Below are 20,890 nucleotides of genomic sequence, written 5' to 3'. Positions count from 1 at the left end.
AGTAATCTGACCTTTCCGATCACGCACCGGGCCACCGAGGAGGGGCATGGCGGAGCACCACCGGCTCCCGGCGGCGGAGGCGTTCGCCCGGATCGGCCGGATCAAGTTCGGCGAGACCGGGCTCGACGACGTGCTGCAGATCGTGGCGGACCTGGCGAAGGCCACGGTCCCGGGCGCCGACGAGGTCTCGGTGACCCTGGTCCGCGATACCCGCGCCACCACCGCCGCCCGCACCGGCGAGCTCGCCCTGGCCCTGGACGAGGCCCAGTACGGCCACGGCGACGGGCCGTGCCTGGACGCCGCGGCCGGCATCACCACCCTGGTCACCCCCGACACCACCGCCGACCGCCGCTGGCCGGGCTGGGCCAGGCGGGCGGCCGACGCCGGGGTGCTCAGCGCGCTGGCCGTGGGGCTGCCGGTCGACGACGGCGTCACCGGCGCGCTCAACATCTACGCCACCGCGCCGGCGGCCTTCGACCGGGACGCCGTCGTGCTGGCCCAGACGTTCGCCGGCTACGCGGCCGTCACCCTGGCCAACGCCCACGTCTACGACCTGCAGTCCGTGCTGGTCCGGCAGGTGCAGGCGGCGATGACCAGCCGGGCGGTCATCGAACAGGCCAAGGGCATCCTCATGCGCGACCACCGGTGCACCCCCGACGAGGCGTTCCGGATCCTCACGGCGGCGTCCCGGGAGAGCAACCGCAAGCTCCGCGACGTGGCGGCCGCGCTGGTCGCCGGCACCGCGTCGCGCTGACCGGCGCCGCGGCCCCCGTTCTCACCGGACGCCGAGGCCGGCGACGACCAGGGCGACCAGCCGGCGCGCGTCGTAGCGGGGGTCGTTGCCCGCGCCGATGCAGAGGTTGCCGACGCCGCGCAGCAGCGCGAAGGCCTCGACGTCGGTGACGATCTCGCCGGCCGCCGCCGCGGCCGCGAGCAGCTGCGCGCACACCGGCACCAGGCGGTCCAGGAAGTAGGCGTGCAGGCTCCGGAACGCGGCATCGTCCGACTGCAGCGCCTCGGCGAGGCCGTGCTTGGTGACCAGGAAGTCCACGAACATGTTGACCCACTGCGCGAGCGCGGCGTGCGGGCCGGCGCTCTCCGCCAGCAGGGCCGGCCCGGCCGCCGCGCAGGCCTCCACCTGGTGCCGGTAGACGGCCACGATGAGGTCGGCCCGGGTCGGGAAGTGGCGGTAGATCGTGCCCACGCCGACGCCGGCCCTGGTGGCGATGTCGCGCACCGGCACGTCGACGCCCGCGGTGACGAAGGCGGCCGCCGCCGCCTCGAGCAGCGTCTCCTCGTTGCGCCGGGCGTCCGCCCGTTTCCTGATGGCCATGACTCCCCTTGGCAAACGGAACATCGTTCCGTATGTTGGTTAACGGAACAACGATCCGTTTGTTCAGGATGTCAGAAGCCGCGCACCCCCTCAAGGAGAACAGTCATGCAGTACCGCACCATGGGCCGTACCGGCGTCCGGGTCAGCACGCTCGCGCTGGGCGCGATGAACTTCGGCAGCCTGGGACGCACCGGCCAGGACGAGGTCACCGCCCTGGTCGACGCGGCCCTCGCGGGAGGGATCAACCTCATCGACACCGCCGACATGTACGGCCGGGGCGAGTCGGAGGAGCTGGTCGGCCGGGCCGTCGCCGGCCGCCGCGACGACCTCGTGCTGGCCACCAAGGCGGCCCTGCCGATGGGCGACGACCGCAACCAGCAGGGCAGCTCGCGCCGCTGGCTGGTGCGGGCGCTGGAGGACAGCCTGCGCCGGCTGGGCGTCGATCACGTGGACCTCTACCAGATCCACCGGTGGGACCCGGAGACCGGCGACGACGAGACGCTGGCGGCGCTGACCGACCTGCAGCGGGCCGGGAAGATCCGCTACTTCGGCTCGTCGACGTTCCCGGCGTACCGGATCGTGCAGGCCCAGTGGACGGCCCGCGAGCACCGGCTGAGCCGGTACGTCACCGAGCAGCCCAGCTATTCGATCCTCCAGCGCGGCATCGAGACCCACGTCCTGCCGGTCACCGAGCAGTACGGCCTCGGCGTGCTGGCGTGGAGCCCGCTGGCCTCGGGCTGGCTGTCCGGCGCGATCCGGGCGGGCCGGGAGATCACCACCAGCCGCGCCTCGCTCATGCCGCAACGGTTCGACCCCGCCCTACCCGCCAACCGAGCCCGGCTCGACGCCGTCGAGCAGCTGGCGAAGGTCGCCGAGGGTGCCGGCCTCACCATGATCCAGCTGGCGCTCGGTTTTGTCACCGCGCACCCCGCGGTGACCAGCGCGATCATCGGCCCCCGCACGCCCGGCCACCTGGCGTCCCAGCTCGCCGCCGCGGACACCGTGCTCGGTGCCGACGTGCTCGACGCGATCGACACGATCGTCGCCCCCGGCACCGACCTGGCCCCGGAGGAGAAGCACGACACGCCGCCCGCCCTGCTCGACAAGGCCCTGCGCCGGCGCTGACCGGAGCACCACAAAGGACGGCGGTGTCACCGGAGCCGCCGCCGGCGCCACCACAGGCCGTGCTGCACCATGTCGATGAGGGCGACGGCCACCACGCCCCAGCCGAAGACCTGCCACCAGTCGTCGAGGCGCCGCAGGGCGAAGCCGGCGCCCAGCACGAGGAAGACCAGGGCGCGCCACCACGGCAGGAACGCCTCCCCCTCGGCGGCCACCCGGCCCGGCGACCGGAACGGGTCCCGGCCGATCGCCGCGCGCAGCCCGTCGCCCAGCCGGATCCGGCTGTAGTCGTTGCGGCGCTCGGCCGCCACGGCCGCGTCCAGCACATCGCTGACCCGGGACAGCTCCTCCCGGGTCAGCCGGCCGACCAGCTCCCGGGGTCCCACCCGCAGCAGCACCTCGACCTCGGTCCGGCCGGCCCGGGTCACCGCCCAGGCGGCCACGTCGGGAGTGTCCACACCGGCCACTGTGCCAGACCGGGAAACCGTCGATGTTTCCGCCTCGCTACCCCCGGGGTCGCGCCGGTGACAAACCTGTTCCGCCTCGTCGAAAGCCGCCCTGACCTCGGGGTAAGCCCGGCCGACCGGCTGATCCGGAACGGCCGGGCGCGCCGCTACGCTCCGCCCGTGAACGACATCCAGTCCACCCGCCGGCCGCGCCCGGCGCTGTGGCTCGCCGTGGTGGCCGTCATCGTCGTCGCCGCGATCGCGGTGTTCGTGCTGGCCCGCGGCGGCGGCCCGCACACGGTCACGTTCGAGGTCACCTCCAGCGGCGAGAAGATCTCCACCATCACCTACGGCAGCGGCGAGCAGCAGCTCGGCAAGGACGTCGGCGCCGCCGCGGCCGCGCCCTGGTCCAAGTCCTACGAGGTGACCGACACCTCCGGCAAGCTCTGGGTGCACGTGCTGTCCCCGGCCGGCGGCGCCATCACCTGCACCATCTGGGTGGACCAGAAGGTCGTCATGGAATCGACCGCGCTGTCCGGCGCGACCTGCGAGATCCCGTTCGACGACGCGCTGGACCAGTAGCCGCCGCTCAGAGGTCCCGGGTGTGCGCCGGCGCCATCACGCGCAGCGCGTTGGCGGCCAGGCCGATGCGCAGCGGGGTGCGCCCGGACGGCTCGCCGTCGACCTCGACCCGCGCCGGGCGGTCGGTCTCCAGCCACAGCTCGCCGACGGCCAGGAACGGCTCCTCGCCGAGCGTGCGCCGGTGCCCGGTCGCCGCGTTGCGCGCCGTCTCCCGCAGCAGCCCCCACCGCCCGCTGCCACCCACCGGGTACGCCACCAGCAGCCGGTCGTCGGCGTGCGCGTCGGCGGTGATCGGCCGGCCCGCGTGGAACCCGCCGTTGGCGACGTAGAGCTGGTGGGTCACGAACGTGTGCGCGCGCCCGTCGGCGCGCACCACGACGCGCAGCGGCCGGTGCCGGGCCAGCAACGCCAGCGCGGTGACCGGGTATGCGGTCCGCCCGATCACCTTCTTCAGCAGCCGCGGCGCCGCCAGCATGAGGTCGGCGGACAGGCCCACGCCGACGTGGTTGGTGAACGCGGTCGCGCCGGCCAGCCCCAGGTCGACGTCGACCACCTTGCCGTCGGCCAGCGTGGCCACGGCCTCGTCCAGGGTCAGCGGGATGCCCACGGTGCGGGCGAAATTGTTGGTGGTGCCCAGCGGCAGCAGGCCCAGGGCGATGTCGCGGTGGGCCAGCAGCCGGGCGGCGGTGCTGATCGTGCCGTCGCCGCCGCCGGCCACCAGCAGGTCCGGGCCCCGGTCGAGGGCCGCGGCCAGGATCGCCTCCAGCTCCCGGGGCCGGTCGACCGGGTGCGCCTCCAGCAGCTCGAACCCGGCCGCGGTGAGCTTGGCGCGGGCGGCGTCGTACAGCCGCATGCCCTGCCGGGAGTGCGCGTTGACGACGAGCACCGCCCGGCGGTCCCGCTTGACGGCCTCGGTCAGCTCCTGCTTGGTCCGCATCGGGCCAGTTTCCCGCACCGGCCGCCTCAACCGGTGAGCCGGGCGGCCAGTTCGGCCGGCCGGCTGAGCGCCACGAGGTGCCCGCCCGGCACCGGCTCCGCGGTGATCCCGAGCCGCTGGCGGGCGATCCGGGCCTGGAACGCGGCCGGGAACAGCCGGTCCTGCTCGCCGCTCAGCACCCGGGTCGGCACGGCGGGCCAGGCGTCCAGCGGCCACGGCTCACCGAACGGGGTGCCCGACTGCGGCGTCTCGACGGCCATCGCCGCCTCGGTGACCTCCGCCGGCACGTCGTGGAAGAACATCACGCGCGGATCGAACGGCGCGTCCGGCGCGCGGCCCTCCCGCTCGTCGAGCGCGCGGCGGGCCTGCTCCTGGCCGGTGACGGTCCACCAGTCGCCGCCGGTCTCGCCGGGCGCCGGGATCATCGCGTTGACCAGGATCAGCTCGGTCACCTCCAGCCGGTCGCAGGCCAGCGGGGCGCTGAGCCCGCCCATCGACTGCGCCACCAGCACCAGCCGCTCGTGGTCACCGGCGGCGGCGACGATCGTGTCCGCATACTCCCGGAGCCCGGCCCTGTCGTCGGCGGCGGGCAGCTCGACGGCGATCGCCTCGTGGCCGCGCCGGCGCAGCTCGGGCACCAGGCGGTGCCAGTACCAGGCGCTGCCACCGGCTCCGGGAACCAGCAGGTAGGTCCGGTCAGGGGTTGTCATCCGCCGAGCATGGCACGGGGGTACGACGATTCCCGCGCCCGCGGCCCGCCCCGGTCAGGCGCCGCGGATCAGCCGGTAGGACCGGTGCAGGTGCACGGCCCAGACCGCGACGAGCTCACGGGCGGCGGCGAGGCGACCCGGCGGCTTGTCGGTGATGCTCCATCGGCTGATGACGACCATGCGCCCAGTCTGCTGGCCGACGGGCCGCCGCCCGGGACCCGGACGGCAGCAGGACGGTTGCAGCCGGGCCGGCGGCTCAGTCCAGCTGCCCGTCGTAGTCGGGCAGCTTGAACGTACGCTCGGCGTGGCCGCCGCCGAGGTCGGAGGCGCTGTTCCCGACGTTCGCCACGATCGTGTAGCCGCGCCGCTCGATGTCGGCGCGGGCCGCGGTCTTCAGCGTCTGGTTGTCGTCGAAGTTGAACGTCGGCCGGGTGTAGAGGCCGGTCCAGCGGTAGCCGACCGCCTGGAGGTTGAGCTCGGTGGCAGCCTCGATCAGCTCCGGCCGGGCGGTCACGAAGAAGACCGCGGCGCCGCCCGCCCGCGCCTGCCGGGCCAGCGCCAGCACCGGCGGCGTGGCGAGGTAGGGCCGGTACCGGCTCTGCAGCGCGGTGTTGTCGATGTCCAGCACGATCGCGGGCCGGCCGACGGCGCCGGGCAGCCGCTCCGCCAGGTACGCCGACGCCCCGTCGGTGACCGCGGCGACGTCCGCCAGCCACGTCTCGTACGGGGGCAGCGCCTGCGCGACGGCCGCATCCGCCCGCGGGGCGGCGGCCGCACTCGTCGCGGTCAGGGCAGTGCCGGGAACCACCAGCGCCGCGGCAACCGCCGCCAGCACCAGACCCCGCCGCAGCACAGGTCGCATCCCTGCCGTCCTCTCACCGAACCGGGAAATGTGAATCAATTTACACGGATCGATGGACGGAGCGCCACGTGCGGACCACCTCTAGAGTCGGCGACACGAGGATCATCGTTACTTTGAGTGACGTCCTCTTCACTGATCGCGGGAGTGCGGACCGTGCGAAAAAAATCGGATCATGAGTGCACAACCGGGGACCCGGCACCCGTCATAGAGGGTGTGACCTTCGAGCAGTTCGCGGTGGCCCGGCTTCCCAGTCTGCTGCGCTACGCGGTCGTCCTCACCGGCGACCGTGATCTGGCGCAGGATGTCGTCCAGGAGGTGCTGGCCAGGGCGCAGGTCCGATGGCGGCGGATCAACGGGGCCGACTCCCCGGAGGCCTACGTCCGGCGGATGGTGCTCAACGAGTACCTGTCGTGGCGGCGCAGCTGGGCGGCGCGCAACATCCACGCGGTCGGCGAACGGCTGGTCGACATCGACGACGCCCGGGGCGGGGTACGCGACCACGCCCACGACGTCGTCGAGGCCGACGAACTGTGGAACCGGCTGGCCACGCTCGGGCGCAAGCAGCGGGCGGTGCTCGTGCTGCGCTACTACGAGCAGCTCGACGACGACGCCATCGCCGATCTGATCGGCTGCTCACCGGCGACGGTGCGCAGCCACGCTTCGAGGGCGCTGAAAACGCTCCGGCTCTCGTCGGAGCGACAGAACAGGATCCACGCCGAGGAGAAGTCGTGAACGAGCACGGAGACCAGCTCCGTAATGCCTTTGAGACCCACGAACACCTGGCACCCGACGCGGCTGCGGTCTACAGCCGGGTGCAGGAGCTGTCCCGCTCGTACCAGCGCCGCCGCTGGGGAGTGCAGGCCGGCGGCGCCGTGCTGGGCGTCACCCTGATCGCCGGCGCGGCGATCACCCTGCCCGGGCTGCTGCCGGGCCAGGACAAGCAGCAGACGGTCGGCGCCGGGGCGGCCACCATGCCGAACATGACCCCGTCCGCCGCACCCTCCGCCGCGTCGCCGGAGGAGGAACTGCAGAAGCAGTACGACGCCTACTTCGCCGCCGGCTACGACTTCGACGACGCGATCAAGCTGGCCGCCCTGTGGCGGTCGAAGGAGGATCCCGGCGCGATCAAGGCGGAGGCCGGCCGTCGCCTGCTGGCCGGCGAGACGCTCCCGATCAAGCCCACGCCGAACGACCCGGGGACGGGCGGAGAGCAGATCAGCCCGACCGAGCAGAAGCGGCTGGACGCCTACTTCGCCGCCGGGTTCAACTATGACGACGCGGTGAAACTGGCCAAGATCTGGAAGCTCGCCGACCCGTACGCCGCCAAGGTCGAGGGTGGCAAGCGGCTGCTGGCCGACAAGAAGCTGCCGGTCAAGCCGAGCGCCGTGGCCGAGGCCAAGGAGACGGCCCGGGTGAACAAGTTCTTCTCCGCCGGGTACGACTACGACGACGCGGTCAAGCTCGCCAAACTGTGGAAGCTCGCCGACCCGTACGCCGCCAAGGTCGAGGGTGGCAAGCGCCTCCTGGCCGGCGACACCCTGCCGATCAAGCCGTGACCGCCGAGCTGCACCGGCGCACGGGGTTCGAGATCGAGCTGATGGCCCCGCCGGGCCACAGCCGGCGGAGCCTCGCGCGGAACCTGGCCGACCGCTGCGGCGGCCGGGTCCACCCGGTGTGGCACCACGACAGCGAACCGTCCCTGGTCCCGGGCCTGGGCCGGTTCCTGCACCTGACCCAAGGTTTTGCGGTGCGCCGGGCCGACGGCACACCGCTGTGCTCGCTGGTCGACGACGTGACCCTGACGGCCGGCCTGGACCCGCGCACCCCCGCGCCACCGGGCTGGTTCCGCATCCTCAGCGACGATCAGCGCCTGCTCAGCCTGCTGGCGGCGCACAGCGACCCCGGCGGCACGCTGCCGGCCGCGCTGGACGCGACGGCCCAGCTCTGGGGCAGCAAGGTCCACCGGCACGACGACGTGTACCGCCTCGACGACGCCTCCGGCGCGACGATCGCGCTGGCCGCACCGCAGGGTGGCGAGCGCGAACGCGCCTGCGAGATCGTCACGCCCCCGCTCAGCACCGGGCACGGCGCCGCGCTGGAGGAGCTGCTCGGGCCGGCCCGCGAGCTGGGCTTCACCATCCCCCGCGAGGCCGCCGTGCACCTGCACATCGACGGCGCGCCGTTCCGCGAGCCACACGCCCTGGCGAACGTGGTCCGGCTGTTCGCGCACTGGCGGGAGCCGCTGCGGCTGCTGCTGCAGACCAACCCGGCCTGTCGCCGGCTGGCCCCGCTGCCGGGCCCGCTGGTCGACGCGGTGGCGGGCCTGCCGTCGACCGACGACCTGCGCAAGGCGGCGGCCGAGGGCGGGCTGACCAAGTTCTTCGACGTCAACCTGACCCAGCTGCTCACCGACACGCCGATCCGGGACACCATCGAGATCCGGATCCTGCCCGGGGCGCTGACCGCGGACGACATCCTGAACCGGGCCGGGCTGGTCGAGCTGCTGCTGGACCGCTGCGTGGACCCGGAACCGGTGCCCGCTCCCCCGGCCGACCCGGATGCCGCGATCGAGCAGCTGCTGCACCTGGCCGCCCGCACGCTCGCCGCCCGCGAGGACGCCCGCGAGGACGCCCGGGGGCTCACCCCGCCGACCACGCCGCCACGCCGGTCGTGACCGTACGGCCGGTGTCGGCCGCCGCCTCGACCGCCGGCGCGACCAGCTGATCCTGCGCACCCTCGGCCAGCGGGTACGGCGCCGGCCCGGCACCGCGGACCCCGGCGGCGGTCGCCGCCAGCAGGATGGCCGGCGCGGGGCCCGGTGGGTGGTTCCGGTCACTCCAGCAAGATCACTCCTGGGATACCGTCAGGCCGCTCGCAGGTGCTCCGCACCGGGACCGAGGCGCCGCCGCGGGTGCTCGCCAGCAGCGCCTCCATCACGTCCAGCACGTGCAGGGCCACGTCCGCGGCGGCGCGGTGCGGGCGGTCCTCGGCCAGGGCCTCGGCCAGGTCGAGCAGGCCCACGCCGCGGCCGGCGCCCGCGTACCCGGCGCGCGGCGGGAGCACGGTCCAGGCGTCGCGGCCCGCGGTGAAGCGCCGGACGTCGCCGTCGAAGTAGTTGGGGTCCGGCAGCGACAGCGAGCCCGCGGAGCCGTACAGCTCCAGGAACGGCAGGTGGGTGGCCCAGATGTCGAAGCTCATGAGCAGCGTGGTCAGGGCGCCGCTGTCGTGCTCCAGGAGGCCGGTGACGTGGGTGTCGATGTCGACCGGGAAGGCCGTACCGGCGCGGGGGCCGTCGGCGATGGTGCGCTCGGTGCGGGGCCGTGCCGACATCCCGGACACCCGGAGCACCGGGCCGAGCAGCTGCACCAGCGCGGTCAGGTAGTACGGGCCCATGTCCAGCAGCGGGCCGCCGCCCTGCTGGTAGTAGAACTCCGGGTCGGGGTGCCAGCGCTCGTGGCCGGGCCCGGTCATGAACGCCGTGGCCGCGTGCACGACCCCGATCTCGCCGGCGTCGACGGCCGCCCGCGCAGTCTGCACGCCGGTGCCCAGGACCGTGTCGGGGGCACACGCCACCCGCACCCCGGCGGACTCGGCGGCCTCCACCACGGCCAGCGCGTCGGCGCCGTGGGCCGCGAGCGGCTTCTCGCCGTACACGTGCTTGCCGGCGGCGATCGCCGCGAGCGCCACCGCCGCGTGCTGGTTCGGGGTGGTCAGGTTCAGCACCACGTCGACGTCCGGGGCGGCGTACAGCTCGGGCAGGCCGGCCACCCGGGCCCCGGGGTGCTGCCCGGCCAGCCGCGCGGCCCGGTCCGGGTCCAGATCCGCCACCGCGGTGACCTCGACCGGCGCCAGCCGGGCCAGGGTGGCGCTGTACTGGCCGCTGATCCGGCCCGCGCCCACGATGCCGACCCTCAGCGGCTCGCCCACAGCAGTCCCCTCTCGACGATGGTCCGCACGGTCGGCTCCTCCAGCACCTCGACGGTGTGCCCGGGCGTGGCGACGAAAACCCGGCCGCGCCCCCACTGCCGGGTCCAGACCGCCGGGGCGGTGACCGGCCGCTGCCAGGGCGCCCACGGCCGCACCGCGGTGGTGGTGGTCGCCAGCACGTCGTTGAGGTCGTCGGTCAGCACCCAGTACTGCTCGGTGTCGAGGTCGAAGTCCGCGAGGCCCGCCGTCACCGGGTGGCCGGCCGCCGCCGGGGTCAGGGTGATCCGGTGCCGGACGTAGTTGTCGGACTGGTCGCCGGTGCGCTCGGCCGGCCCGCACCGGGCGGCGTGCGCGGCGAACTGGCCGCCGACCAGCTGGAGGTAGTCGGCGCTGGCGCGGTAGGAGTCGGCGATGCCGCCGTGCCACCCGGCCAGGCCGGTGCCCGCGGCCACGGCGGCGACCAGCCCGGCGACCTCCTCGGGTGCGATGGTGGCCATCGTCACGCACTGCACCACCAGGTCCGTGCGCGCCATCAGCCCGGCGTCGGCGTACGGCGCCGGCGAGTCGGCCACCTGCACCGCGAAACCCCGCTCCCGCAGGTACGGGATGAACAGCTCGGTGGCCTTGACCGGCTCGTGCCCGGCCCAGCCGCCCCGGACGACGAGTGCCCTGCGCTCGATGGTCATCGATCCCCTCTCGTGCCGTACCGCCGTCGTCCGGCCCTGTCTGCACGATAGTGCGCGTGAACCCGCACCGGACCGGGCAGTTAGGAGATGCCCGGCCGGTGCGGCCGGAGTTGATCGGCACCACTGGAGGATTCGATGACAGGTACGCCCACCACCGGGAGAGGTACCTGGGCACAGACGCTCCGGTCCCGGGCGAGGGACCGGCTCGCCGCGGCGGCGAGCCGGAACGCGCCGCCGCCGTTCACCGGCGACGCCGAACTGCAGGACGCCACGCCGGTGATGGTGGTGCAGCAGCAGCGGCCGAGCACCGACGACGTGCTGCCCCGGTCGGTGCGCACGGCCGGCGCCTGGGCCTGGCGGTTCATCCTGTTCGTCGCGGCCGCGTACCTGTTCCTGCGGGTCGTCGGGCTGCTCCGGGTGGTGATCATCCCGGTGGTGATCGCGATCCTGCTGGCCGCGCTGTTCCAGCCGGCCAGCGCCGCGCTGACCCGGCGGGGCATGAAGAAGTCGCTCGCCGCCGGCCTGGTGCTGGTCGCCGCGCTGCTGCTGGTCTTCGGCGGCCTGGGCCTGATCGTGCGGACCTTCATCTCCCAGATCGACAGCCTGTCCGCACAGGTCAGCGACGGCATCAACGAGGTGCAGACCTGGCTGTCCCGGGGCCCGCTGCACCTGACCGACGCCCAGCTCAGCCAGTACGTCGACCGGATACAGACGGCGGTCACCGAGAACCAGGGCGCGGTGACCTCGGGCGCGCTGAGCACCGCCACCACGCTGGGTGAGGTGGTGACCGGGTTCTTCCTGGTGCTGTTCACGCTCTTCTTCCTGCTGCGCGACGGCGGCCAGATCTGGACCTTCCTGTGCCGGCTGCTGCCCCGCGAGGCCCGCGTCCCGACCGCCCGGGCCGGGCACTACTCCTGGCACACCCTGGTGTCGTACGTGCACGCCACCGTCCTGGTGGCCTTCGTGGACGCCGCCGGCATCGGCATCGGGCTGGTCGTGCTCCAGGTGCCGCTGGCGCTGCCGCTGGCCGCGCTGGTCTTCCTCGGCGCGTTCATCCCGGTGGTCGGCGCCACCGTGACCGGCGTCGTCGCGATCCTGGTCGCGCTGGTCGCCAACGGGCCGGTCACCGCGCTGATCGTGCTGGCCGTGGTCATCGCCGTCCAGCAGCTCGAGGGCCACGTGCTGCAGCCGCTGATCATGGGACGGGCGGTGGCCCTGCACCCGCTCGCGGTGATCCTGGCCATCGCGACCGGCATCGTGGTCGCCGGCATCGTCGGCGGCCTGATCGCCGTGCCGCTGCTGGCGGTGCTGAACACCGCCATCCGCTACCTGGTCCGGCACCCGAGCGGGGAGCCGACCGCGGACCGCGAGTCGCCCGGCACCGAGTCCACCGACGACGAGGTCGCCGAGGCGGAGGACCGGGAGCAGGAGGCCGACCGCCGCGCCGACCCGGCCGATCCCCCGCCGGCGGACACGTCCGTGTCGGACGAGCAGCCGGCGGCCCCCGCCCGGATCCCCTGAGCCCGTGCCGCGACCGGGCGGACCGGCGTACCCGCCGGTCCGCCCGGGACGTCCGGCTGATCACACCCCCGTGGGTCCGCGTGGCATCCTGCGTAGGATCGATGCGCAGAACCTGAGCCCGCCATGATCCAAGGAGCACGATGCCGTTAACGCCCGCTGACATCCACAACATGGCCTTCAAGAAGCCGCCGATCGGCAAGCGCGGCTACGACGAGGAGGAGGTCGACGCCTTCCTGGACGAGGTCGAGCAGGAGCTGATCCGCCTGCTGGAGGAGAACGGCGCCCTGCACGGCCAGGTCCAGCGCGGCCCCGGCGGTCCCGGCCCGGCGGCGTCGACCATGGTGCTCAGCTCCGAGTTCTCCGACCTCACCGCGCAGCTGGAGCGCATGCAGGAGGCCCGGGCCCGGGCCGAGCAGAACGCCCGCAGCCTGCAGGCCCAGCTCGAGCAGGCCCGCAACGCCGCACCGGCCGCGCCGGCGCAGTCGCCGGAGAGCGACGACCGCAACGCCCGGGTGCTGATGATGGCCCAGCGCACCGCCGACGACCACCTGCGCGACGCCCGCCAGGAGTCGGACGTGCTGATCTCCAACGCCCGCAGCAAGTCGGAGCAGATCACCAGCGAGGCCCAGCTCAAGGCCGGCACGATCGAGGGTGACGCGCGGCGCAACCACACCGAGGCGATGAACAGCCTCGGCGCCAAGCGGGCCGCCCTGCTGGACGAGATCGAGCGGCTGGGTCAGCTCGCGCAGAGTTACCAGGCGGCGCTGGACAGCCACATCAGCCAGCAGCTCCAGGAGCTGAACAGCTCGCCGAGCGCCAGCTGACCCGTGCCCGGCCGTGGTGCACGTAGGGTCACACCGTGATCCGACGTAGCGGCGAGCGCGCGCACCTGGTGGTCCGGTCCCGGCCCGACCTGCCCCGGACCGTCGGCGGGCCGGTGACCGCGGTGGTCGTCGGCGGCGGGATCGCCGGGGTGACCGCGGCCCTGCTGCTGGCCGAGCGGGGCGTGTCCGTGACGCTGCTGGAGCGCGAGGCCCAGCTCGGTGGCCGGCTGGCCGCCTGGCCGCGTACGCTGCCGGACGGCTCGCGGCACATGGTCGAGCACGGCTTCCACGGCTTCTTCCGGCAGTACTACAACTGGCGCAACGTGCTCCGGCGGATCGACCCCCGGCTGGCGTTCCTGCGGCCGGCCGGGCACTATCCGATCATTTCGCAGCAATGGCCCGAGGAGAGCTTCGCCGGGCTGCCGCGGACGCCGCCGGCCAACCTGTTGGCGCTGCTGGCCCGCTCCCCCAGCATGCGGCTGCGCGAGCTGCGCGGGCTCGACGGCACCGCCGCCCTGCCGCTGCTCAGCTACGACCGCGAGGAGACCTACCGCCGCTTCGACGGCGTGTCGGCCAAGGACTTCCTCGACGCGCTCGGGATGCCGGCCCGGGCCCGGGCGATGCTGTTCGACGTCTTCGCCCACTCGTTCTTCAACCACCAGGAGGACATGTCGGCGGCCGAGATGCTGATGCAGTTCCATTTCTACTTCCTGCGCAACCCCGAGGGCCTGGACTTCGACGCGACCGGCGAGGACTACGAGACGGCGATCTGGGCGCCGCTGGCCCGGCAGTTCGAGGCGCTCGGCGGCCGGATCCGCACCGGGGTCACCGTGGCGAGCGTGACGCCGGGCTGGACCGTGACGCTGCGGGACGGCGCCGAGCTCACCGCGGACCACGTCGTGCTGGCCGCCGACCCCGCCGCCGCCCGCGCCATCGCGGCCGCCTCGCCCGGCCTGGCGGAGCACGCGCCGGTGCTGGCCGCCCAGCTGGCCGCGGTCGAGACCACCGCGCCGTACGCGGTCAGCCGGCTCTGGACCGACCGGGACTGCCGAGCAGAGCGGGCGGTCTTCAGCAGCGTCTCGCGGGAGGCGACGCTGGACTCGGTCACGCTGTACCACCGGATCGAGCGGGCCGCCGGGCAGTGGGCGCGCCGGGGCGGCGGGTCGGTGATCGAGCTGCACGCCTACGCCGCTCCCACCGGGCTGGAGGCCGCGGAGCTGACCAAACGGATGTGGACCGAGCTCGGCAGCCTCTGGCCCGAGACGGTCGGCATGACGATCCTGCACGTCGAGGAGCGGGTGGGCCATGACGCGCCGGCGTTCTCCGTCGGCAGCGACGCCGCCCGCCCGCAGGTGGTGACCGACGCCGACGGGCTGTACCTGGCCGGCGACTGGGTCCGGGTGCCGTTCCCGTCGGCGCTGATGGAGCGCGCGGCGGGCTCGGCGATCCTCGCGGTCAACGCGATCCTGGAGCGGCACGGCGCCGGCCCGCACCAGGTCTGGTCGGTGGCGCCACGCGGCCTGCTGGCCCGCTGAGGGTCACGGCTCAGGGGCCGACCGGGGTCGTTCCCCGATGCGGCCAGGGCCCGCCGGGCGCGACTCTTGGAGGGTCAGGTACGACGCCACGGCAAGGAAAGCGAGACATCATGAACACCGTCCACGACTCCATGGCGCGCCAGGGGCTCGTCCGTCCGCGCGAGGGCCGGATGCTCGCCGGTGTGTGCGCGGGGCTCGCCCGGCGGTTCGGGCTGGACCCGTGGATCACGCGGCTGCTGTTCGTGCTGATCCTGTTCGTCATCCCGGGCAGCCAGATCCTCGTCTACCCGGTGCTCTGGCTGCTGATGCCGGCCGAGGAGCGCTCCTACGCCTCGACCTTCCCGCCGGCGGCCTGACCGCACCACCCGTACCGAAGGGCCCGGCCGTGCGCGGCCGGGCCCTTCCGTGTCCGTACCCCCGAGCCGGGATCAGGGGTTTCTCGGGGGATAAACCGATATCCCGCCGGGGCCCGATCGACCAGGCTGAACGGGTGCTCGCAGACCTGCTCCACGCCGCGACCCTGCTCGTCGACCGGTTGACCACCCTCGACGAGTGGTCGGTCCTGCTCTTCACGTTCCTGTCCGCGGCCGTCGAGATGACGTTCCTGCTGGGCCTGCTGATCCCGGGCGAGTCGGTGGTCATGCTGGCCGCTTCGCTGCACGGCCCGGGCGGCTTCGCCCTGGCGGTGGCGGCGGGCACGGCGGGCGCGCTGACCGGCCAGGTCTGCGGGTACGCGGTCGGCCGGGTCTTCGGCGCCCGGCTGCGCCACACCCGGCTGGGCCGCCGGATCGGCGCGCAGCGCTTCGACCGCGCCGAGGACTACCTGCGCGAGCGCGGCGCCCCGGCGCTGGTGGCGGTGCGCTTCGTCGCGGTCATCCACGCGGTCGTGCCGATCGTGGCCGGCGTCGCGCGGATGCCGTTCGGCCGCTTCCTGGGCTGGTCGGCGCTGGGCACGCTGCTGTGGGTCGGCACCTTCGCCGGGGTCGGCGCGGCGACGGCGAGCGCCGACTCCACCGGCGGGATCGGCGTGGTGCTCACCGCCGTCGGCGCGACCTGCCTGGGCGTCGTGCCCTTCGCCGCCCGGCTGTTCCGGCGCTCCGCGCTACCCGGCGGACCAGTAGCGGGCGCGGGCGAACTCGGCGTACAGGACCTTGGGGTAGGCGCGGAAGAGGGGCTCGGTGCCGAAGAGAACCGCCTTGCCGCCGCGGGCCGTCCGGCCGGAGACCGCCGAGGCCTGCCCGGCCGCCTGCTCCGGCCCGCCGGCGCCCGGCGCGGTGGGCAGCCAGTCACCGGCGATCAGCGGGCCGGCGGCGTAGCGCTGCTCGACCGTGAAGCCGGAGCCGGTGAACCACAGCGGGGAGTGGACGACAGTGTGCGGCAGCGCGTCGGCGCCGGGCACCGCACCGGTGGTGCGCACCACGACGACACCGTTGGCGTCACCGCGGCCGGTCACCGCCGTCGCCGGCAGCAGGCCCGCCGCCGCGTTGAAGGCCGCGCCGGTCGCGCCCCGGGTCACCACGCCGACGCGGGCCAGCAGCTCGTCGACCGGCCGGCCGAACGGGGTGCCGGCGGAGCCGCGGGACGCGGCGGTGAACCGCACCCCGAGGCTCTTGGCCAGGGTCTCGGCCTCGCGGCGCGCCTCCGCCGGGACCACGACCGTGCCCGCCTCCGTGCGGCGCAGCTTGATCCCGAGGTCGAGCAGCGCGTCGGCGGCCCGGACGGCGGCCGGGTCGCGCAGGGTCAGCGCCAGGTCCTGGCCCTCGCGGGCGGTGACGGCGCGCAATGACCCCTGTGGACAGAGAGGGACCGGGGACGACGCCCGTGCGAACGCAATTCGCCGCTCGCGTCGTCCCCGGTCCGGTTCCGCCGGCGTACGGTCAGCTCACCGAGCCGGTGACCGCCGTGCCCGACCTGGTGACGGAGTAGGTCACCACGGCGCCGCTCCAGAAGTGGAACTTGAGGGTGACCCGGGCGCCGTCGGTGACGTCGGCGAAGAACTCCGGCTTCAGCGTGATGACGCCGGCGGTGTAGTCGGGGGCGAAGGTGTAGTCGAACTCCTTGTAGGACGTCCAGTTCTGCGGGCCGGCGTTGCCGCCGTCGGCGTAGGTGGCCTCCATGGTGGCGAGCTGGTCGCCGCGGAACGTGGCCGGGATGCTGAACGCGCTGGTCGTGCCGGTCGTTTCCCGCAGCACCGGGGTGTCGTAGGTGATCAGGTTGAGCCGCCACGGCACGCCGGCGGAGAACCGCACGTGCAGGGTCGCGTTGACGCCGTACGCCCGCGCCCCGGACAGCCGGGTGAGCAGCGCGGCCGTGAGCGTGAGCTGGTCGCCGGAGATGGTGTAGTCGGCGCCGCGGACCAGCGCGGTGCCGCCCCGGCGCAGCCCGGCGAAGGTGGTGTTGTTGAGGTTGAGCGTGATCGTCTTGCTGGTGACGGCCGACGCCTTGGCGGAGAAGACCAGGTCGCCGGCGGCGGTGCCGGAACGGGTGGTCCAGCTCGACCTGATCTGCGCGATCAGCTCCGGGTCCGACCACCGCAGCGAGGTACGGCCGAAGTGCTGACCGTTGTCCCACAGCATCGTGGTGACCTTCCGCGTCCGCGCGTGGTAGCCGAAGAGCTCGAAGAACTTGAGCTTCTCACCCTGCTCGACGGTGCCGGTGTGCCGGTCGAAGCCGAGCAGGCCGTACTCGCCGATGATCACCGGGATGCCGCGGGCCACGAAGGTGGCGGAGATCCGGTCGAACATGTCGGTCAGGTCTTTCTGCGCCGTGGCGTCGAAGCGGTAGCCGCCGGCGATGTTCACGCTGAACGGCCAGTAGCCGTAGTAGTGGACCGTGGCGATCAGGTGGGGGTCGTTCAGCGCGGTGAAGGTCGCGGACAGCTCGTCCAGCCGGGCCTGGTCGGCCGAGGTGTGCAGGGTCGGCAGCACCAGCAGCCGGGTCGCGTTGCCGCCGCCGGAGCCGCGCACGATGCCGTGGAACGCGGTGTTCAGCTCGTTGAGCAGCGTCGCGTTCTGGGCGTCGCCGGAGCCGCCGGTGAACTGCGGCTCGTTGACGCTCTCCAGCACCAGCTTCTTCGGCGAGTCGCGGAACGTCGCGGCCAGCTGGGTCCAGGTGGCCCGGTAGCGGTTCAGCACGGTCGTCCGGTCGGCCGGCATGGTGTTGATCCACTGCCAGGAGTCGTGGTGGAGGTTGACCATGACGTAGAAGCCGTCGGCCAGCGCCCAGTCCACCACTTCCTTGACCCGGTTCAGGTACGCCGCCTCGATGGTGTGGTCCGGGGCGCTGCCCTGGTGCGCGCTCCAGGTCACCGGGATGCGGATGCTCTTGAAGCCCTGCGCCTTGATCCCCTCCAGCAGCGCCTCGGTGACCCGCGGGTTGCCCCACGAGGTCTCGTCGGCGCCGGTGGCGTCCAGCGAGTTGCCGAGGTTCCAGCCGGGTTGCATCGCGGCGACCGCGGCCATCGCGGAGCCGGCCGGCCGCGGCATCGCGGGTGCGGAACTCGGCGACGGGCCGGGGCCGGCAGCCGCGCCGGCGTTGGTCGCCGTCGCCATCCCGGCCCCCGCGATCAGGGCGGCGACAGCGCCGGCAAGCAGCCCGGCGCGCCACCGGCTCCGGAGCAGGGACCTCTGCAAGCCGATCATGATGCTCCTCGATCCGGGCAACCCCAGGCGGTTGGCCAGCGAAGACTAAGTCGGGAATCTCAACTATGTCAATCGATGGAGCTAGATCAGCACACGGGGCCGGCCGGCCCAGAGCCGGCTCATCTCGGCGGCGGCGACCGGGCGGGAGAACAGGTAGCCCTGGCCGTACTGGTAGCCCAGGCTCCGCAGCAGGTCGCGCTGCTCCTCGGTCTCGATCCCCTCGGCCACCGAGGCGAACTCCAGCGCGTTGGCTATCTGGCTCACGGCCGTCGCCACCGCGGCCTGGCGGCCCACCGTGACGATCGACTCCACGAACGAGCGGTCCAGCTTGAGGGTGGTGACCGGGCAGGTCAGCAGCAGCCCGAGCGAGGACGCCGCGGTGCCGAAGTCGTCCAGGGCCAGCTTCACGCCGAGCCCGCGCAGCGCCAGCATGGCCTCGTTGGACACCTCGTCGTCCAGGACCGCGGTCTCGGTGACCTCGACGCTCAGGCAGGCGGCGGGCAGCCCCGTCGCCACCAGCACGGCGGCCACCTCGTCGACGAAGCCCGCGGTCCGCAGCTGCCGGCCAGCGACGTTGACGCCGATGGTCATCTGCTCGGCACCCGGGTGCTCGCTGCGCCACTCGGCGGCCTGCCGGCAGGCCTCGCGCATGGCCCAGGCGCCGATCGGCACGATCTGCCCGGTGCGCTCGGCGAGCGGGATGAACTCCACCGGCGAGACCAGGCCACGGGTCGGGTGGTGCCACCGGATCAGCGCCTCCACGCCGGTCAGCGCCAGGTCGTCCAGGCGCACGATGGGCTGGTACACGAGCCGGAACTCGCCGGCGTCCAGCGCCTGCGACATCTGGTGGATCAGCTCGGCCTCGGAACCGATCCGCGCGCCCATCGCCTCGGTGTAGACCACCCAGGTGCTCTTGCCGCGGCGCTTGGCCTCGTACATGGCGATGTCGGCGTTGCTGAGCAGGACCGAGGGCTCGTCGCCCGGCACCGCGCCGGCGATCCCGATGCTGGCCCGGGTGGCGACGGTGTGGTGCTGGATCTCCATCGGCACGGCCAGCAGGCGCAGGATGTGCTCGGCGGTCCGTTCGGCGGTGGCCACGGGGTCGACGTGCAGCTGCACCGCGAACTCGTCGCCGCCGAGCCGCGAGACGATGTCACCGGGCCGCACCGCCCGCAGCAGCCGTTCGGCGACGCTGACCAGCAGCGTGTCGCCGGCCGCGTGACCCATGGTGTCGTTGATCGTCTTGAAGTCGTCGAGGTCGATGAGCAGCACGGCCAGCTCGCCCGGCGCGCGCACGGCGGCGAGCGCCCGGCCCGCCTCCTCGCTGAAGTGCGTGCGGTTGGCCAGCTTGGTCAGCCCGTCGAAGGAAGCCTGCTCGCGGAGCAGCACCTCGCGGTCGCGCAGCTCGTCGAGCACCACGTCGAGGCGCCGGATGAGCACCATGTTGTCCTGGAACGCCACCAGCTGCCGGCCGGCCACCAGGCAGGTGATCACGACGACGCCGGCGGTCGCACCCCACAACTGCGAGGAGACCCCGTCCGGCAGCATCGCGAAGAAGACCGCGAGGGTGACGGCGATCATCCCGTACGGCAACAGGCTGTACGGCCGTTTCTTGGCGGCGCCGTGGCTGCCGTCGATCCGGACCACCAGCTCCTGGATCCGGGGGCCGACCGCGATCAGCAGCGACGGCAGCAGCCGGATCGCGAACACGTACGCGTGGTCCTGCTCCTGGAACGGCCCCGGCAGGAACGCGCTGACGCCCTGGAGCATCGCCGCGCCGACCATCGGCCACGCCGCGATCCGGGCCATCGGCGGCGCCTTGATGAGCGCGACCTTGGTGGCGGCGAACGCCGCGACCAGCACGAGCGCCGCGGTGATGCTGGCCGTGACCCGGTCGGTGGGCGCACCGCCGAGCGGGTTGACCGCGAAGCACCAGGCCATCACGCTGCCGCCGACCAGCACGGTGGCGGCGTCCAGCCAGAAGATGAACCGTTCCCGGGCGGTCCGCAGGCCCTGCGGGAAGATCAGGCAGGCGATGACGTTGCTGCTCATGCCGACGGCGAAGAACGCCGTCTGCACGCTGCCGCCGGTCATCGACGGCGTGCCACCGCCCCAGGTCAATGCCAGGAACTGCCAGGTGTCGCCGAGCGTGAACGAGGCGCCGGCGAAGGCGATCATCGACCAGAACCGGCTGAACCGGGCCTGCGCCAGCTGCCGCAGCCGCCAGCCGCCGACCGCCAGGGCCGCGTCGAGCGGCACCTGCCCGGCCCAGTAGATCTGCACCTGCCGCCGCGAGTCACCGGCGAAGACGAAGAACAGCACACAGCCCAGCAGGGTGAACGCGGCCAGCGTCAGCAGCGCCGGGTCGCGGCGCAGCGCACTGAACGGGCTGCCCGCCGGAACGGACGAGCGCCTCGGTGCCGGCCGCAACAAACCCATGGTCGTCTCTTCGGACACGCCCGGCGGGAACCGAGGAGAACCGCCGGGTGATCACTCCCACCGGGGCAGCACCCCGGCATAGGCTGGCCGCCATGGGACAGCTGGTGCCGTGGCTGATCTTCATCGCCACCTTGGCCACGATCCTCGGCGCGCTCGCCCGGCTGGCGGCGCGGACCCGGCGCCGCGGGGTGGGCCTGGAGGTCATGGGCCCGGTGGACCTCGTCTACCGGCCGCACACGTACGAGATCAACCAGGAGATCCGCCGCCAGGAGCAGGCCGCAGTGGAGATCTCTGACTCAGGTCAGCCAAAGCGGTAGCATCGGCC

The 20,890-nt window shown here is 73.4% G+C and carries 22 protein-coding genes and 1 pseudogene; 12 read left to right on the top strand and 11 right to left on the bottom strand.

Annotated features, from left to right (window positions below; translation table 11 throughout):
* Nucleotides 1-46: 46 nt before the first annotated feature.
* A complete protein-coding gene (locus tag ACIBQZ_RS12535; RefSeq protein ID WP_396088685.1) occupies nucleotides 47-754 on the top strand; it encodes an ANTAR domain-containing protein in 708 nt (235 codons plus the stop codon).
* Nucleotides 755-775: 21 nt separating this feature from the next.
* Here the strand turns inward: ACIBQZ_RS12535 and ACIBQZ_RS12530 are convergent, their stop codons facing one another.
* On the bottom strand, nucleotides 776-1,357 hold the full coding sequence (locus tag ACIBQZ_RS12530; RefSeq protein ID WP_396088684.1) for a TetR/AcrR family transcriptional regulator: 582 nt from the start codon (nucleotides 1,355-1,357) through the stop codon (nucleotides 776-778).
* 81 nt (nucleotides 1,358-1,438) lie between these two features.
* On the opposite strand from ACIBQZ_RS12530, the gene ACIBQZ_RS12525 reads away from it, so the two are divergent.
* On the top strand, nucleotides 1,439-2,458 hold the full coding sequence (locus tag ACIBQZ_RS12525) for an aldo/keto reductase (RefSeq protein WP_396088683.1): 1,020 nt from the start codon (nucleotides 1,439-1,441) through the stop codon (nucleotides 2,456-2,458).
* 26 nt (nucleotides 2,459-2,484) lie between these two features.
* Here the strand turns inward: ACIBQZ_RS12525 and ACIBQZ_RS12520 are convergent, their stop codons facing one another.
* The gene (locus ACIBQZ_RS12520; RefSeq protein WP_396088682.1) at nucleotides 2,485-2,913 is read right to left on the bottom strand and encodes a hypothetical protein; all 429 of its coding nucleotides are present in this window, start codon (nucleotides 2,911-2,913) and stop codon (nucleotides 2,485-2,487) included.
* Nucleotides 2,914-3,081: 168 nt separating this feature from the next.
* Between ACIBQZ_RS12520 and ACIBQZ_RS12515 the strand changes: the two genes are divergently transcribed.
* Nucleotides 3,082-3,483, top strand: coding sequence for a hypothetical protein (locus tag ACIBQZ_RS12515; RefSeq protein ID WP_396088681.1), 402 nt, complete (start codon nucleotides 3,082-3,084; stop codon nucleotides 3,481-3,483).
* Nucleotides 3,484-3,490: 7 nt separating this feature from the next.
* Here the strand turns inward: ACIBQZ_RS12515 and ACIBQZ_RS12510 are convergent, their stop codons facing one another.
* The 4 genes from ACIBQZ_RS12510 to ACIBQZ_RS12495 all read right to left on the bottom strand — a co-directional run bounded on the left by ACIBQZ_RS12510 (nucleotide 3,491) and on the right by ACIBQZ_RS12495 (nucleotide 5,992).
* Nucleotides 3,491-4,420, bottom strand: a complete 930-nt coding sequence (locus ACIBQZ_RS12510; protein ID WP_396088680.1) for a diacylglycerol/lipid kinase family protein — start codon at nucleotides 4,418-4,420, stop codon at nucleotides 3,491-3,493.
* Between the two features lie 26 nt (nucleotides 4,421-4,446).
* On the bottom strand, nucleotides 4,447-5,130 hold the full coding sequence (locus ACIBQZ_RS12505; RefSeq protein WP_396088679.1) for an alpha/beta fold hydrolase: 684 nt from the start codon (nucleotides 5,128-5,130) through the stop codon (nucleotides 4,447-4,449).
* A 54-nt stretch (nucleotides 5,131-5,184) separates the two neighbouring features.
* Nucleotides 5,185-5,310, bottom strand: a complete 126-nt coding sequence (locus ACIBQZ_RS12500) for a hypothetical protein (RefSeq protein WP_396088678.1) — start codon at nucleotides 5,308-5,310, stop codon at nucleotides 5,185-5,187.
* Nucleotides 5,311-5,386: 76 nt separating this feature from the next.
* Nucleotides 5,387-5,992, bottom strand: coding sequence for an HAD family acid phosphatase (locus tag ACIBQZ_RS12495; RefSeq protein ID WP_396088677.1), 606 nt, complete (start codon nucleotides 5,990-5,992; stop codon nucleotides 5,387-5,389).
* Nucleotides 5,993-6,205: 213 nt separating this feature from the next.
* Between ACIBQZ_RS12495 and ACIBQZ_RS12490 the strand changes: the two genes are divergently transcribed.
* Genes ACIBQZ_RS12490 through ACIBQZ_RS12480 form a run of 3 tightly spaced genes read left to right on the top strand, consistent with a single transcriptional unit; the run spans nucleotide 6,206 to nucleotide 8,666 of the window.
* Complete coding sequence (locus ACIBQZ_RS12490) at nucleotides 6,206-6,724, top strand: SigE family RNA polymerase sigma factor (protein ID WP_396088676.1); 519 nt, start codon at nucleotides 6,206-6,208, stop codon at nucleotides 6,722-6,724.
* Complete coding sequence (locus ACIBQZ_RS12485) at nucleotides 6,721-7,548, top strand: hypothetical protein (RefSeq protein ID WP_396088675.1); 828 nt, start codon at nucleotides 6,721-6,723, stop codon at nucleotides 7,546-7,548. The genes ACIBQZ_RS12490 and ACIBQZ_RS12485 overlap by 4 nt, the downstream gene beginning before the upstream one ends.
* The gene (locus ACIBQZ_RS12480) at nucleotides 7,545-8,666 is read left to right on the top strand and encodes an amidoligase family protein (protein WP_396088674.1); all 1,122 of its coding nucleotides are present in this window, start codon (nucleotides 7,545-7,547) and stop codon (nucleotides 8,664-8,666) included. Before ACIBQZ_RS12485 ends, ACIBQZ_RS12480 begins: the two co-directional genes overlap by 4 nt.
* 158 nt (nucleotides 8,667-8,824) lie before the next feature.
* Here the strand turns inward: ACIBQZ_RS12480 and ACIBQZ_RS12475 are convergent, their stop codons facing one another.
* Together ACIBQZ_RS12475 and ACIBQZ_RS12470 are read right to left on the bottom strand one after the other, a co-directional pair.
* The gene (locus tag ACIBQZ_RS12475) at nucleotides 8,825-9,919 is read right to left on the bottom strand and encodes a Gfo/Idh/MocA family protein (protein ID WP_396088673.1); all 1,095 of its coding nucleotides are present in this window, start codon (nucleotides 9,917-9,919) and stop codon (nucleotides 8,825-8,827) included.
* A complete protein-coding gene (locus tag ACIBQZ_RS12470; protein WP_396088672.1) occupies nucleotides 9,904-10,605 on the bottom strand; it encodes a ThuA domain-containing protein in 702 nt (233 codons plus the stop codon). The genes ACIBQZ_RS12475 and ACIBQZ_RS12470 overlap by 16 nt, the downstream gene beginning before the upstream one ends.
* A 135-nt stretch (nucleotides 10,606-10,740) precedes the next feature.
* On the opposite strand from ACIBQZ_RS12470, the gene ACIBQZ_RS12465 reads away from it, so the two are divergent.
* The 5 genes and pseudogenes from ACIBQZ_RS12465 to ACIBQZ_RS12445 form a co-directional block, all read left to right on the top strand.
* The gene (locus tag ACIBQZ_RS12465) at nucleotides 10,741-12,126 is read left to right on the top strand and encodes an AI-2E family transporter (protein ID WP_396088671.1); all 1,386 of its coding nucleotides are present in this window, start codon (nucleotides 10,741-10,743) and stop codon (nucleotides 12,124-12,126) included.
* A 140-nt stretch (nucleotides 12,127-12,266) separates the two neighbouring features.
* Nucleotides 12,267-12,950, top strand: coding sequence for a DivIVA domain-containing protein (locus ACIBQZ_RS12460; RefSeq protein WP_396088670.1), 684 nt, complete (start codon nucleotides 12,267-12,269; stop codon nucleotides 12,948-12,950).
* 35 nt (nucleotides 12,951-12,985) lie between these two features.
* A complete protein-coding gene (locus tag ACIBQZ_RS12455; protein WP_396088669.1) occupies nucleotides 12,986-14,485 on the top strand; it encodes an FAD-dependent oxidoreductase in 1,500 nt (499 codons plus the stop codon).
* Between the two features lie 110 nt (nucleotides 14,486-14,595).
* The gene (locus tag ACIBQZ_RS12450) at nucleotides 14,596-14,841 is read left to right on the top strand and encodes a PspC domain-containing protein (protein WP_396088668.1); all 246 of its coding nucleotides are present in this window, start codon (nucleotides 14,596-14,598) and stop codon (nucleotides 14,839-14,841) included.
* 239 nt (nucleotides 14,842-15,080) lie between these two features.
* Nucleotides 15,081-15,416: pseudogene (locus tag ACIBQZ_RS12445) on the top strand (DedA family protein); the annotation flags it as partial.
* 171 nt (nucleotides 15,417-15,587) lie between these two features.
* On the opposite strand, the gene ACIBQZ_RS12440 reads toward ACIBQZ_RS12445, so the two are convergent.
* The 3 genes from ACIBQZ_RS12440 to ACIBQZ_RS12430 all read right to left on the bottom strand — a co-directional run bounded on the left by ACIBQZ_RS12440 (nucleotide 15,588) and on the right by ACIBQZ_RS12430 (nucleotide 20,565).
* Nucleotides 15,588-16,268: a hypothetical protein gene (locus ACIBQZ_RS12440; protein WP_396088760.1), complete on the bottom strand. Its 681-nt coding sequence runs from the start codon at nucleotides 16,266-16,268 to the stop codon at nucleotides 15,588-15,590.
* A gap of 94 nt (nucleotides 16,269-16,362) precedes the next feature.
* Nucleotides 16,363-18,126: a cellulase family glycosylhydrolase gene (locus ACIBQZ_RS12435; protein ID WP_396088667.1), complete on the bottom strand. Its 1,764-nt coding sequence runs from the start codon at nucleotides 18,124-18,126 to the stop codon at nucleotides 16,363-16,365.
* Nucleotides 18,127-18,207: 81 nt separating this feature from the next.
* The gene (locus tag ACIBQZ_RS12430; protein WP_396088666.1) at nucleotides 18,208-20,565 is read right to left on the bottom strand and encodes a putative bifunctional diguanylate cyclase/phosphodiesterase; all 2,358 of its coding nucleotides are present in this window, start codon (nucleotides 20,563-20,565) and stop codon (nucleotides 18,208-18,210) included.
* Nucleotides 20,566-20,657: 92 nt separating this feature from the next.
* Here ACIBQZ_RS12430 and ACIBQZ_RS12425 point away from each other — a divergent pair, with 92 nt between their 5' ends.
* A complete protein-coding gene (locus tag ACIBQZ_RS12425) occupies nucleotides 20,658-20,882 on the top strand; it encodes a hypothetical protein (RefSeq protein ID WP_396088665.1) in 225 nt (74 codons plus the stop codon).
* Nucleotides 20,883-20,890 lie beyond the last annotated feature (8 nt).

The organism is Actinoplanes sp. NPDC049599 (assembly GCF_044465625.1).
GTDB lineage: Bacteria > Actinomycetota > Actinomycetes > Mycobacteriales > Micromonosporaceae > Actinoplanes.
This window is presented reverse-complemented; position numbering and strand designations above follow the sequence as displayed.